A 12069-nucleotide genomic window follows, 5' to 3' on the forward strand; every position below is an offset into this window, starting at 1 on the left:
GTTCAGGGAGCAGGCGTCACCACGACGACTTGGTCACTCCCGGCAGAAATCCGGCATGCGCCTGCTCCCGCATCCGGACCCGGGACAGCCCGAACTTCCGCAGGTGCCCACGGGGCCGTCCGTCCACGCTGTCCCTGTTGCGGACGCGGGTGGCGCTGGCGTCACGCGGCTGGCGCCGCAGCTCCTCGACGGCCGCCCTCCGGGCCGCCTCCGGCTTGGCCGGGTCACGGATGATCTCTTTCAGCTCGGCCCGACGGGCCGCATGCCGCCCGACGATCGCCCTGCGCTTCTCGTTCTGCGCGATCTTGCTCTTCTTCGCCATCAGACCTTGCCGCCTCGCGACCTGATGCGGGCCACCGCGGCCTCGATGCCGATCGTGTCCACGGTCCTGATCGCCTTGGCGCTGAGCGTCAGGCGCACACGCCGCCCCTCGCTCGCCAACCAGTAGCGCTTGCGCTGGACATTGGGGTCGAACCGGCGCGAGGTGCGCCGGTGCGAATGGGAGATCTTGTTGCCGAATCCCGGTCGGGAGCCGGTCAGTTGGCAGTGGGCGGACATGGGACTACCTGCCTCTCGCTCGACTTCGGCCCCCGTATTGAAAATGGAAACCATTGCCATATAGTAGCGCCATGGCTCGCAACGAACTACGCCCGATCATCAAGCTCCGCTCCACCGCAGGAACGGGCTACACCTACGTCACCCGCAAGAACCGGCGGAACGACCCCGACCGCCTGGTGCTGCGCAAGTTCGACCCGGTCGTACGCCGCCATGTCGACTTCCGCGAAGACCGCTGAACCGCACCTCTCCCACGCGACCCCGATCCGGAGGACCTCACCATGAAGCCGGGCATTCACCCCGCGTACGGCCCCGTCGTGTTCCGCGACAAGGCGGCCGGTTACGCCTTCCTCACGCGCTCCACCCTGACCCCCGAGCACACCGTCGAGTGGGAGGACGGCCGGACCTACCCGGTCGTCGACGTCGAGATCTCCTCGGCGAGTCACCCCTTCTACACCGGCACCGCACGCGTCCTGGACACGGCCGGACGCGTGGAGCGGTTCGAACGCCGCTACGGCCGCAGGGAGGAGCGATGATGACGGACGGCCGCAGGCTGCCCGTGGTCCTCGTCGGCGGACTGCACTCGGACGCCCGCCGCGAAGTGGTGGAACGGCTGCTCAGCAGGGTGCCTCGAAGTGTCGCGCTGCACCACGACCTGACCACCGCGGACCGGGGAACCGTCCACCGCACGGTCCGTGACGCCTCCGGCGAGCTGTCGCACGGCGAAGCCCCCCTCGTGAACGACTGCGCGTGCTGCGCACTGAGGGAGGACCTCCTCCCCGAGCTGGAGCGGGTCGCGGCCGGAGGGGTGACCGGGCTCGCCGTCGTCGAACTCTGGGACTCCGTCGAGCCGAAGGGGATGGCGGAGGTCATCGCCGTACACGGGCGGGAGTGGGCCGAGGTGACCGGCGTGATCACCGCGGTCGATCCGGCCCTCGTCCTGCCCTGTCTCACCAATGGCGACGACCTGGCGGAGGCGGGGCTGGCAGCGGCGCCGGCGGATCAGCGTACGGTCGGCGACACCTGGGCCCGGCAGTTGGAGTACGCGTCCGTCATCGCCCTCGTCGACAGCCAGGAGGCGGACGCCCAGGACCTGGCGCTCATCGGGCAGTTGCACCCGACAGCGCCGCAGGTCCCCGCAGCGTCGGACGCACTGGCGGAACTGGCTCTCGCGGGCTTCGACGTGGAGACGGCGGGCGCGGCCCAACACCCCTCGTCTGCCCTCCTCCCCCAGGAAGCGGAGGAGGCCGGCGTCGGCACGCTGGTCTGGCACAGACACCGCCCTTTCCACCCCGAGCGCCTGTTCGAGGCGCTGGAGGATCTGAGCTGTGCCGCCGCCCGCAGCCGCGGCCGCTTCTGGCTCGCGGACCGCCCGGACACCCTGCTGTCCTGGGACGCGACGGGCGGCGCGCTCTGTGTCGAGAACACCGGCCCCTGGCTCGCCTCCCTGCCGGACGCGGCCTGGGACCTGATCCCTCCGTTCCGCCGCGCAGCCGCCGCACTCGACTGGCATCCCTTCCTCGGCGACCGCTGCCAGCACCTGGTGTTCGTCTCCCCCGGCCTGGACCGGGACGGCATCACCGCGCTGCTCGACTCCTGCCTGCTCAGCGACGCCGAGTACGAGGCCGGCCGGGAGGCGTGGAAGAGGCTGCCCACCGCGTTCGGGCCCCTCCTGGACCCGACCCACTGACCGCCGCCCCACGACACGAAGGAGAGCCATGGCACGCCGCCAGGAAGCCCGAAAGCCCCTCAAGAGCCGCCCGAACCCGCTCGACGCCGCAGGGATCACGTACGTCGACTACAAGGACACGGAACTGCTGCGGAAGTTCATCTCGGACCGCGGGAAGATCCGCAGCCGACGGGTCAGCCGCATCACGGCGCAACAGCAGCGCCGGGTGGCCGCCGCGGTCAAGAACGCGCGGGAGATGGCGCTTCTCCCGTACGCCGGCTCCGGCAAGTGACCGGCCCCTGCGTCGCCTTCCGGCCACTGCGGCGCGGCTGCGGGGGTGGCGCCGCTACCCGAACACCCGATCATGGGTTAGGTTAGGCATACCTAAGTAACTGCAATGAGGTCTCCCCGCCCGCTCCTCTGGAGAACTTGGATGCGTCCTTTCAACTCCCGCGTCACCCAGCCCACCCCCGCCGAACGCGTGCTGTCCATCCTGACCGCGGCCCATTCGATGACAGTGGTGAGCGACGGGCTCGACCCCGTCGAGGTGCACCGCCTCGACGGTACGGCCGCGATGGGCCACATCCACCTGCACGAACCGTCGGAGGCCGGCTCCCCGCACCCCGGGCCACGCATCCCCGTCCGGCTGGAGTTCACCGACATCGCGCCCACACCCGTACGGGACCGCACGCGCGCCCGTGTCACGGTGACCGGGCTGCTGGCGGCCCCGTACAGCACGGACGCCGCGGAGAGCACCTGCATGGAGTTCGGTCAGGCGGTCTTCGAGGACCACAGGGGCCGCACGTTCGTCACGCTGGACACGTTGCAGGACACCGACCCCGATCCGATCGCGACGAGCGAGGCCGGGATGCTGACCCACCTCGTGGACGATCACGGGGAACTCGTCCCCCTCCTCCTGCGCCTGGTGCAGCCGCAGCCGGTGAAGGGCGCGACGCGCGTCCTCCCGCTGGCGATGGACCGCTACGGCGTGACCCTGCGTCTGGAGTACACGGGCACCCACCGCGATGTGCGCCTGCCGTTCGCGAAGCCCGTGGCCCGGCTCGACCAGGCCGGTCCTCAGATCCACGCCCTGCTGGCGGCCGCGCGTCGCGCGTCCCACCGGAACCAGCTGCTGACCTGACCTCGGGCGGATGGTCGGTGGACTCCTCGTGCCCCGCGCACCCCGCCCAGCAGCGGTGCCGCACCTCCCATGGCTCCGTGTCACCACGCTGTACAGGCAACCGCTCTCCGGGTCGGCGCTCCAGGTGCGGGGCGTCATCGGCTCCGGAGAAGGCCGGAGGGGCGGCGATCGCGCTCACGAGTCGGGCAAGCTGCGGCACGAGGACTCCGGGAGACGGGAAATTCCTGCCGGGACCTTATGGCGAGCCTCTGACACCATGGTCCGGCGGACGGTCTCCAGCCTGCGGCACGAGCTACTTCCCCCCAAATCAAGGCCCTGAGTTGGGCCGCCCCGGAGCCTCGGACCGAGGTACCGCGTCGCCGTCGCTGTGTCGAAGTCGAAGTCGAAGTCGAAGTCGCCCAAGGATCCGTCAGGAACGCGTCCGGGGGGTGGCATGCGCCACCCCCCGGCCATGTCGGCGCGTCCTCAGGTCTGCGGACGGCTGCCGTGGTTCGCGCCGTTCTTGCGGCGGGCCTTCTTCTTGCGACGTCGCTTCGAGGACATCGAACCTCCTGGATCAATAGTTTTCGCACACTATCCACCGGATTGTCGGATCCGGCGGCCAATGAGCCCCTTACCCACCGACGCGTCGGCAAACACCCGACGGTGATCCGGACAGGTGGCGTACGTCACGGCGCGCGACAACCGGTTCACCCCCCGTCGAGCCCTCTGTGCAGGGGCCCGGCCGGCGCTCCGGCCTCCATGGACAGCCGCCGACCCGCTGTGATGTGATCCGTGCGGCGGAACGGCCCCGTCTGGCGCTGCTCACCGGGCGATCCTCAGGTGCGCCGCGCGAAGGCGGCCCGGGCCCCTCGTCCATATCCGCCGACGCTCGATCACCCGTGGGTCCCCGCATCGCCACGGCGAGCGCCCGGGTCCGTCCCCCCAGGCTCGAAAGTTCCGTACACATGCAGAAGACCAAAGCCGCACTCTGGGAATTCCTCCAGGGGCTCGGCAAGACGTTCATGCTCCCCGTGGCCCTGCTCGCGTTCTGCGGCATCATGCTGGGCATCGGCTCCTCGCTCTCCAGCGAGGCCGTCACCGACAATCTGCCCTTCCTGAAGGCCGAGGGCTTCCACCTCGTCTTCACCTGGATGGCCAACACGGGTCTGGTGGCCTTCACCTTCCTGCCCGTCCTCTTCGCGATGGCGATTCCCCTCGGCCTCGCCCGTGAGGACAAGGGCGTGGCGGCGTTCTCGGGTTTCGTCGGCTTCGCCGCCATGAATCTCGCGGTGAACTTCTACCTCACCGCCAAGGGTGTCGACTTCGAGGACGACGCCGCCGTCGAGCACTACGGCATAGCCGATGTGCTCGGTGTGCAGTCCATCGATACGGGACTCCTCGGAGCCGTGGCCGTTGGCATCGTTGTCAGCCTCCTCCACCAGCGCTTTCGTACGCAGCGGATGCCTGACGCTCTGGCCTTCTTCGGCGGCCTGCGCTTCGTCCCGATCATCTCCGCTCTCGTCCTGAGCGTGCTCGGTCTCCTCATCCCCCTGGTGTGGCCGACCTTCAACGGCTGGATCACCGCGGTGGGTCGCGGCATCGGGCACACCGGTGTGTTCGGACCGTTCTTCTTCGGCATGGGAGAGGTGCTGCTGCGCCCCATCGGCCTGCACCACATCCTGGTGGCCATGTTCCGGTTCACCGACGTCGGCGGTTCGGGCGCCGTGTGCGGGGACAACGTCTCCGGGGCCCTGAACATGTTCTACGCGCACCTGGACTGCGCGGGAGCGCCGAGCGCGGCCGTCACCGACGCGACGCACTTCCTCTCCCAGGGCAAGATGGCGTCCTACCTCGGCGGTCTGCCGGGCGCCGCGCTCGCGATGTACCACTGCGCGAACAGGAAGATGCGGCCGGAGATCAAGGCACTGCTCGTGTCCGGCGTGGTGGCCTGCGCGGTCGGCGGCATCACGGAGCCGCTGGAGTTCCTGTTCCTCTTCGTCGCGCCGTGGCTGTACGCCATCCACGCGGTCCTGGTGGGGCTCGGCTTCCTGACGGCCGCCCTGCTCGGCGTCTTCATCGGGAACACGGACGGCAACGTCATCGACTGGCTGGTCTTCGGCGTCCTCCAGGGATCGACCACCAAGTGGTACCTGGTGCCGGTGATCGCGGCGGTGTGGTTCGCCGTGTACTACTTCCTGTTCCGCTGGGCGATCAACCGCTTCGACCTCAAGACCCCCGGGCGCGAGGAGGAAAAGGACGAGGAGGAAAAGGACGACGCGGACGGTGAGCCCGTCGCTCCGGACGCGTCGGAGAAGCCCGCGCGCGAGCTGGTCGCGGGCAAGTACGACGCCGTCGCCATCCTCGACGCGATCGGCGGCGCCGACAACATCCGGTCCCTGGACAACTGCATCACCCGCCTGCGCATGACGGTGGGGGACGCGGCGCAGGTGGACGAGGCGCGGCTGAAGAAGCTCGGCGCCGTGGGCGTGATCAAGCTCGACGGCCACAACGTGCAGGTCATCATCGGGCCGCAGGTCCAGTCGGTGAAGGACGCCATCGCCACCATGATCCCGGTGGGCTGACCATGGCTTCCCCCTCCCCCGCCCCGCAGGATCCGTACGGCTTCGGCACCGTCGTGGACCGGCACGGCACCTGGTGCACACAGTGGGACTACGTCGAGGACCGCTTCGGCGTGCCGGACCTGCTGCCGTTCACGATTTCCGACATGGACTTCGAGACCGCCCCGGAGGTCATGGCCGCACTCCACGGCCGGCTGGACCACGCCGTGCTGGGTTACTCGCGGTGGCGGCAGGACGACTTCCTCTCCGCGATCGTCCACTGGTACGCGACGCGGCACGCGACAGCCGTCGACCCCGAGTCGATCGTCTACGCGCCGTCCGTCGTCTACCAGCTGTCACAGCTGCTCCGGCTGTGGTCACGCCCCGGGGACGGCGTGGTCGCCCACACCCCCATGTACGACGCGTTCCCCAAGACCGTGGCGGCCCACGGGCGGCAGCTCCGGGAGTGTCCGCTCGACGACCGGGCGGAGCTGGAGCGGCTCCTGGCGTTGCCCGACACCTCCGTGCTGTTGCTGTGCTCGCCGCACAACCCGACGGGCAAGGTCTGGTCCGCCGACGAACTGGACCGGATGGCGCGGCTGTGCGCCGAGCACGGAGTGGCCGTCATCAGCGACGAGATCCACGCCGACCTGGCCCATCCCCCGCACGTCCACCGGCCCTGGTCCGGACTCGGCGGAGAGGGCCGCTGGGCCGTGATCACCTCGGCGTCGAAATCGTTCAACATCCCTGCTTTGACAGGGAGTTACGGGATCATCGGCGACCCCGTGTCGCGCGACGCCTATCTGCGGCAGCTCAAGGAGGCCGACGGCCTCTCCTCCCCCGCCGTGCTGTCACTGGTCGGGCACATCGCCGCGTACAGGGAGGGGGCACCCTGGCTGGACGCCTTGCGTACGTACCTCGCTGGAAACCTCGCGATGGTCGCCGACCGCCTCCGCGAGGAGTTCCCGCAGCTCGGCTGGGAGCCCCCGGAGGCGGGGTACCTCGCCTGGATCGACCTGCGGCCGCTCGGCGTCGACGACGACGCGCTGCAACGCGAGCTCGTCGAGGTGGAGAAGGTGGCCATCATGCCGGGAGCGGCTTACGGCTCCCCGGGGTGGCTCCGGCTCAACGTCGGATGCCCCCGGTCCAAGGCAGTCACGGGCGTCGAGGCGCTGGTGCGCGCGTTGCGCCGGCTCACGCAGGCGGCCGGGTGACCGGCCCCGCCCCGGTGGGTCCGACCCACCGGGGCGGGGCGGCACACCGGGGCGGGACGGCGCACCTCTGGACGAGGCCGGGCATTTTGCCCGCACATGGTTCCGCGCCCACTCTTGACATCTATATAATTGCTATATGCATCAATCGTCGTCCCTGGCAGACCCCACCGACGAGCAGCGCATCGAAAGCGCTGCCCGGGGCCTCCTCAGAGGCATCGGACGGCTCTCGCAGACGCTCTTCCGCACCGGGGACTTCGGGCTCAGCCGCAGTCAGGTGGCCGTCCTCGACGCACTGGAGGACGGCCACCGGCGGGTGACCGCTCTCGCCGCGTACACGGGCATGTCCCAGCCCCGCGTGACCGTGGTCCTGCAGAGCGTCGAGGAGCGCGGCCTGGCCACGCGCGCACGCCGCGCCGCCGACCGACGTGTCGTGGAGGCCTCCCTGACTCCCGCCGGACGGGACCTGCTCGACCGGGGGCGCCGGCGGATGGCCGCAGCGCTCCTGCGAGGCCTCGACGCGGGCGTCGACGACTCCGAGCGCGCCGTGGGCGCCGCACGGAACGCCCTCACCACCCTGCTCGACGCGATGGATTCGGAGCCCAGTTGATCAGCCCAGGTACCGCGCCGTCGGACACGGCGCCGGAAGTCGCACCCCCCGCACCTGCCACCCGCGCCCCCGCGCCCGCCGTCGCACCGCACCGCGTGGGCGGGCCACGGCGGGGATGGGACTGGATTCTCGCGGCGGACCCCGGCCTCGGGCAGCTCCAGGCGGGCTGGCGCACCCTCGTCGCGATGGTGACCTCGCTCGCGGTCGGCTACGGGATGGCCCGGGCCCTGGACGTCCCGGCCATGATCGGCATGATCGTCGGCGGGATGATGGGCCTGATGAGCGCCTTCGCCGTCGCCGAGAACACCTGGCAGCGGCTCACCCGCGCCATCCTGTGGATGCCGTTCCCGTACGCCGCCGTCCTGTGGGCGGCCACCGAGCTGCACGACGACCGCGGCCTGGAGATCAGCCTGATGGTCGTGGCGCTCGCCCTGACCTTCTTCCTCGCCCGCTTCGGGCAGCTGTCGCTGCTCACGGGCATGATGCTGTTCAACGGCCTGATGGTCGGCATGATGGCGGACATCCCCTCCGCGATGTGGGGCAAGGCGTTCGCCGTCGCCCTGGTCTCCGCCGGAGCGGTGCTCCTGACACGGCTGCTGTTCTGCTACCCGATGCCGCGCGAGGACCTGCTGCGCACCCAGCGCGCCTTCGTCGTGGAGGCACGCCGGGTGGCCGACGCGGCCGTCGAGACGCTGGACCCCGACGCCGACCAGGAGCGGGCCGTGCGCCGTATGGCCCGCGCCCTGCACCACCTCAACGTCACCACCGTCACCATCGACGGCCGACTCGCCCAGCCGGAGGTCGCCGCGGACCCCGGCACGGCCGAGCTGCTGCACCGTCACCTCTTCGACGCCGAACTGGCCCTGCGCGGTATCGGCCGGGCCGTGCAGGACCTGGCCCGCCTCGACGTACCGCCGCATCTGCGCGAGGCGATGGCCGTCGGCCTCGTCATCGCACGGGACACGCCCCTCGGCAGCGCGCAGGGCCTGCGTCCGGCCGCCGAACGCATCCGCCGCCAGGCGGACCACGTGCGCGAGCACCCCGAGGCGGGCGACAGCCGGGCGGAGACCGTCGAGCTCGCCCGTCGCGTGGCCCATCTCCTCGACTCGCTGGCCGGGTCGCTCTCCCACTGGCTCGCGCTGGGCTGGAGCTCCCCGGAGTCCCCCGCGCAGGTCCCCTTCCAGCCGACCGTGGCCCTGGAGCGCAACCGTCCCGCCGGGTCGGCCGGCGCGACACAGCGCGTGCTCGCCGCGCGCACGGAGAAGAGCTGGCGGCGCGCCGTCCCCTTCGTGCGCGCACCGCTGCACGCCGGGGTCGCCGCCGCCATCGTCTGCCCGATCACCGACGCGATCGACCCGCAGCGCTTCTACTGGGGTCTCGTCGGCGTGATGATCACCCTCTTCGGCACGAACACGACGCACGAGCGGCTGCGCAAGTTCGGCCACCGCATGGCGGGCACGGTGATCGGCGCCGTGCTCGGCATCGCCCTGCTCCATCTCCTGGGCCACGGCCACGTCTACGGGACGCTCACCGTCATCGTGGCGGGCCTCACCCTCGGGGCCTGGGGGATGCAGCGCGCCTACGCCCTCTGGGTCGTCGGACTCGTCGTCGCGCTGGTGCAGTTGTACGGACTGACGACGCCCTACGGCGGCATGGACCACCTGCTCGGCGAGCGACTGCTGGACAACGGCCTCGGGATACTCGTCGCGACCGCGTGTGCCGCACTGATCTTCCCGCTGTCGAGCCGCAGGGTCACACGGGAGGCGGAGCGCGGCTACGTGTCCGCCGTCGACACGCTCGTCTCCCAGCTCGCCCTGCGCTGGGAGGACCCCGACGCCCCCGTACGGCTCCGTGGAGCCGCCCGTGGGGTGGACTCCGCCCTGTTCGAGGTCCTCAGCCTGGCCCGTCCGCTGGTACGGATGCCCCGCGGTCTGCGGGGGCGTGACGCGGACAACCGCACCGCGCTGCTCACCACGGCGACAGGCCACGCCCGCGCCCTCGCGGCGGCGGCTGACATCGACATCGACCTGGCCCCCGGGCCGGCCGCACGGTTCGCCCGCATCACCACGACGCTGAGCTGTTCACTGCGTGCTCTCGACCGGTCGCTGACGACCGGTGAGCCCGAGGGGGGCTGGCAGCGGGTGGGCCCGCTGGTACGGCAGTTGAGGGCGGACCTGGACAAGGCGCCGCCCGGGCCACGGGCGTCGCGCGTCCGCACGACACTGCGCGAGCTCTCCGCACTCGACGAGACGCTCGCCGGCTACGCGGAGCGGTGCGGACTCGCCGTGCACGACAACGCTCCCGAGTCCACGGCGAGTTCACCGATGGAACGCCGCACTCGGGCGCTCGTGGCGGAGTGGTCCCTGCGGCCGACGGCCCGGGCGGCGGGCGCTCCGGGGAACGCCACTCGCACCGCCACGGCCACGGCCGCACCACGGACGGACCCGGGGCCGGGCCCGTCGGCCGGCGCCGAGACGTCCGGAGTGACCGTCGCGGGCACCGTCCGGTGCGCGGCGCATCCCACGGGGTGTGAGGGATGGATCACCGTGATCGACGCGCGGGGGAAGCGGGTCGCGGCAGGGCCGGTGCGGTCGGGCCGGTACCGCGTCGACGGGCTCCGGTCGGGGAGCCACACGCTCATCGTCGCGGCGACGTCCCACGCCCCGCACGCGGAGTTCCTGTACGTGCCGGAGTCGCGGGAGGCCGGCCGTATCGGCCACGACATGCGGCTCTAGCGAGCGCGAGGGCGCGTCAGCGCCGTCACCGGCCCTGTCAGTGCCCGGCGGCCGCCTTCACCAGCGCGACCGCGACACCGATCGCCGCGTCGGCCAGACCCGCCAGCACCGCCGGCAGAACGCCGCCTCCCATGCGCAGCCCTCCCGCGCAGCCCCAGGCGAAGAGTGAGGCGATGCCCACTCCGGCGGCCGTCGTCAGGGCGGTGGACAGGGACAGGACGTCCAGCGCCGCGAGGGTGATCATCACAGCCGGGCCGACCGCGCAGGACAGCAGCGGGCTGCTGACGTACAGCATGCGCCGCAGGTCGTGGCCGGTCGCGAGGTGGCGGTGGACCGTGCGGTGCGCCTGCTGGTCGGCGACGAACGCCGCGAGCCACAGCCCCAGAGCGGTCGTCAGCACCGTGGCCAGGGCACCTGTGGTGCCGATTTCGCCCAGGGACAGGCCGACCACCACGGCGATCATCGTGATCGTCGCGTAGATGCGCTCCTTGAGCCGGTCCGCCGTCGTACCCGCGGCCTGCTCGGGCGGCAGTCCTGACAGCCGTTCGTCCGCCATGTGGTTTCCCTCGTACGTCACGGGACGGCGGACGTCGCGCGTCCCTGGTCCGGCACCGCGGCAGGCCCACGGGAAACGCCGCGGCCACGGCCACCAGCATGCCCTGCCGGCAGCCCGAAACCCGGAACCACGAGGCCGCCGCGGCGGGTGGCACGCCTCGGGCCGCCTGCTGCCCGTCGGCCGTGAGGTGAAGGAGGGTGGGCGGCCGGACGGTCAGCCGAGGACGAACGGGAGTCGTGCGGCGAGTTCGCCCAGGCCGGCCTTCTCCGCGTCGGTCGGAGGACGCCGTCCCGTACCGACCAGCAACGCGTCCTTGTCGGAGAGTGAGGCGGGAAACGCGGTACCGGCGATCTCCTCCAGCAACTGGCGGGAGCGGGCGAGCCCTTCCTCGGGTGCTTCCGGGACATCGGGCAGGTGCGCGGCGAGATCGAGGTGGTGCAGCGTCCACTCCAGGACGTACGTGGTGAGGTAGTCGCCCACGCTCATGACCTCCCCGCGGGTGCCGACCCGGAGGCCGGGGGCGGCGAGTCCGGCGGCACGGCCGGCTGCGGCTCCCACGTCGTCCAGGTGGAACTTCAGCAGCGAGGGCTGCTCGTACGCGGCGGCCAGCCGTACGGTCAGCGCGTCGAGCGGGTCCTCGCCGCTCGGCGGAGTCCCGGTGACCTCCCAGTAGGTGACCGCGTCCCGGGTCGGCTCCGTCGCGGCAGGGGTCGCGAGCGTGATCAGGACGTCCTGGGCGTCGATGACCAGATGGCAGACCAGGTCCCGCACGAGCCACCCCGCGCAGCCGGACGGCTGTGAGAAATCCTCGTCCGGGAGTTCGGCGACCGCCGTGCGCAATGCCGTCCACGAGCGTGAGAAGAGATCCACACCGGCAACGCTAGTGCAGTGCCGCGAGGGACTACAAGGACGTTCGCCGTCCGGGCGCGGGTGCCCACCGGCCTCACTGTGGCTCTCGCGGGCCCTCCCGAGCCGGGCTCGGAGGGCCCGGGCCACGTCGTCGGCCTGGTCAGCCGTTACCCGCTCGGGCTCCGGCCGGCCGAGCAGCCGGA

The 12069-nt window shown here is 71.3% G+C and carries 14 protein-coding genes; 9 read left to right on the forward strand and 5 right to left on the reverse strand.

The features are described from left to right. Positions 1–16 precede the first annotated feature (16 nt). Together rpsN and rpmB are read right to left on the reverse strand one after the other, a co-directional pair. Positions 17–322 carry a 30S ribosomal protein S14 gene (gene rpsN / locus ACIP63_RS17405; protein WP_401516452.1) on the reverse strand — a complete coding sequence of 102 codons (306 nt, stop codon included), beginning with the start codon at positions 320–322 and terminating at the stop codon, positions 17–19. Then, positions 322–558, reverse strand: coding sequence for a 50S ribosomal protein L28 (gene rpmB / locus ACIP63_RS17410; protein WP_401516453.1), 237 nt, complete (start codon positions 556–558; stop codon positions 322–324). The genes rpsN and rpmB overlap by 1 nt, the downstream gene beginning before the upstream one ends. Before the next feature lie 71 nt (positions 559–629). Here rpmB and rpmG point away from each other — a divergent pair, with 71 nt between their 5' ends. The 5 genes from rpmG to ACIP63_RS17435 all read left to right on the forward strand — a co-directional run bounded on the left by rpmG (position 630) and on the right by ACIP63_RS17435 (position 3365). Continuing rightward, positions 630–794: a 50S ribosomal protein L33 gene (gene rpmG, locus ACIP63_RS17415; protein ID WP_104790754.1), complete on the forward strand. Its 165-nt coding sequence runs from the start codon at positions 630–632 to the stop codon at positions 792–794. Between the two features lie 42 nt (positions 795–836). Continuing rightward, positions 837–1091 (forward strand): type B 50S ribosomal protein L31, encoded by a 255-nt coding sequence (locus ACIP63_RS17420; protein ID WP_401516455.1) that lies wholly within the window; start codon positions 837–839, stop codon positions 1089–1091. After that, on the forward strand, positions 1088–2245 hold the full coding sequence (locus ACIP63_RS17425) for a CobW family GTP-binding protein (protein WP_401516456.1): 1158 nt from the start codon (positions 1088–1090) through the stop codon (positions 2243–2245). Before ACIP63_RS17420 ends, ACIP63_RS17425 begins: the two co-directional genes overlap by 4 nt. Before the next feature lie 28 nt (positions 2246–2273). After that, positions 2274–2516: a 30S ribosomal protein S18 gene (gene rpsR, locus ACIP63_RS17430; protein ID WP_401516458.1), complete on the forward strand. Its 243-nt coding sequence runs from the start codon at positions 2274–2276 to the stop codon at positions 2514–2516. 141 nt (positions 2517–2657) lie between these two features. Beyond that, the gene (locus ACIP63_RS17435; RefSeq protein ID WP_401516459.1) at positions 2658–3365 is read left to right on the forward strand and encodes a DUF2470 domain-containing protein; all 708 of its coding nucleotides are present in this window, start codon (positions 2658–2660) and stop codon (positions 3363–3365) included. 465 nt (positions 3366–3830) lie between these two features. Here the strand turns inward: ACIP63_RS17435 and ACIP63_RS17440 are convergent, their stop codons facing one another. Further along, positions 3831–3908, reverse strand: coding sequence for a 50S ribosomal protein bL37 (locus ACIP63_RS17440; protein ID WP_371604899.1), 78 nt, complete (start codon positions 3906–3908; stop codon positions 3831–3833). A gap of 404 nt (positions 3909–4312) precedes the next feature. Between ACIP63_RS17440 and malX the strand changes: the two genes are divergently transcribed. The 4 genes from malX to ACIP63_RS17460 all read left to right on the forward strand — a co-directional run bounded on the left by malX (position 4313) and on the right by ACIP63_RS17460 (position 10461). After that, a complete protein-coding gene (gene malX / locus ACIP63_RS17445; RefSeq protein ID WP_401516460.1) occupies positions 4313–5929 on the forward strand; it encodes a maltose/glucose-specific PTS transporter subunit IIBC in 1617 nt (538 codons plus the stop codon). A gap of 2 nt (positions 5930–5931) precedes the next feature. Further along, the gene (locus tag ACIP63_RS17450) at positions 5932–7119 is read left to right on the forward strand and encodes a MalY/PatB family protein (protein ID WP_401516461.1); all 1188 of its coding nucleotides are present in this window, start codon (positions 5932–5934) and stop codon (positions 7117–7119) included. Positions 7120–7255: 136 nt separating this feature from the next. Next, positions 7256–7726 (forward strand): MarR family transcriptional regulator, encoded by a 471-nt coding sequence (locus tag ACIP63_RS17455; RefSeq protein WP_401516463.1) that lies wholly within the window; start codon positions 7256–7258, stop codon positions 7724–7726. Then, positions 7723–10461: an FUSC family protein gene (locus ACIP63_RS17460; protein WP_401516465.1), complete on the forward strand. Its 2739-nt coding sequence runs from the start codon at positions 7723–7725 to the stop codon at positions 10459–10461. The genes ACIP63_RS17455 and ACIP63_RS17460 overlap by 4 nt, the downstream gene beginning before the upstream one ends. Before the next feature lie 37 nt (positions 10462–10498). Here ACIP63_RS17460 and ACIP63_RS17465 read toward each other — a convergent pair whose 3' ends face one another. Together ACIP63_RS17465 and ACIP63_RS17470 are read right to left on the reverse strand one after the other, a co-directional pair. Further along, on the reverse strand, positions 10499–11017 hold the full coding sequence (locus tag ACIP63_RS17465) for a hypothetical protein (protein WP_401516467.1): 519 nt from the start codon (positions 11015–11017) through the stop codon (positions 10499–10501). A gap of 213 nt (positions 11018–11230) precedes the next feature. After that, the gene (locus tag ACIP63_RS17470; protein ID WP_401516929.1) at positions 11231–11887 is read right to left on the reverse strand and encodes a maleylpyruvate isomerase N-terminal domain-containing protein; all 657 of its coding nucleotides are present in this window, start codon (positions 11885–11887) and stop codon (positions 11231–11233) included. Positions 11888–12069 lie beyond the last annotated feature (182 nt).

The sequence above is a fragment of the Streptomyces sp. NPDC088746 genome (assembly GCF_044751065.1).
Taxonomy (GTDB): domain Bacteria; phylum Actinomycetota; class Actinomycetes; order Streptomycetales; family Streptomycetaceae; genus Streptomyces.

What these genes read in the sequence shown, in the direction of transcription:
- ACIP63_RS17420 (WP_401516455.1), top strand. Translation starts at nt 837, where the DNA reads ATGAAGCCGGGCATTCACCCCGCGTACGGCCCCGTCGTGTTCCGCGAC.
- rpsN (WP_401516452.1), bottom strand. Translation starts at nt 322, where the DNA reads ATGGCGAAGAAGAGCAAGATCGCGCAGAACGAGAAGCGCAGGGCGATC.
- rpmG (WP_104790754.1), top strand. Translation starts at nt 630, where the DNA reads ATGGCTCGCAACGAACTACGCCCGATCATCAAGCTCCGCTCCACCGCA.
- rpmB (WP_401516453.1), bottom strand. Translation starts at nt 558, where the DNA reads ATGTCCGCCCACTGCCAACTGACCGGCTCCCGACCGGGATTCGGCAAC.
- ACIP63_RS17455 (WP_401516463.1), top strand. Translation starts at nt 7,256, where the DNA reads ATGCATCAATCGTCGTCCCTGGCAGACCCCACCGACGAGCAGCGCATC.
- ACIP63_RS17425 (WP_401516456.1), top strand. Translation starts at nt 1,088, where the DNA reads ATGATGACGGACGGCCGCAGGCTGCCCGTGGTCCTCGTCGGCGGACTG.
- rpsR (WP_401516458.1), top strand. Translation starts at nt 2,274, where the DNA reads ATGGCACGCCGCCAGGAAGCCCGAAAGCCCCTCAAGAGCCGCCCGAAC.
- malX (WP_401516460.1), top strand. Translation starts at nt 4,313, where the DNA reads ATGCAGAAGACCAAAGCCGCACTCTGGGAATTCCTCCAGGGGCTCGGC.
- ACIP63_RS17465 (WP_401516467.1), bottom strand. Translation starts at nt 11,017, where the DNA reads ATGGCGGACGAACGGCTGTCAGGACTGCCGCCCGAGCAGGCCGCGGGT.
- ACIP63_RS17440 (WP_371604899.1), bottom strand. Translation starts at nt 3,908, where the DNA reads ATGTCCTCGAAGCGACGTCGCAAGAAGAAGGCCCGCCGCAAGAACGGC.
- ACIP63_RS17435 (WP_401516459.1), top strand. Translation starts at nt 2,658, where the DNA reads ATGCGTCCTTTCAACTCCCGCGTCACCCAGCCCACCCCCGCCGAACGC.
- ACIP63_RS17450 (WP_401516461.1), top strand. Translation starts at nt 5,932, where the DNA reads ATGGCTTCCCCCTCCCCCGCCCCGCAGGATCCGTACGGCTTCGGCACC.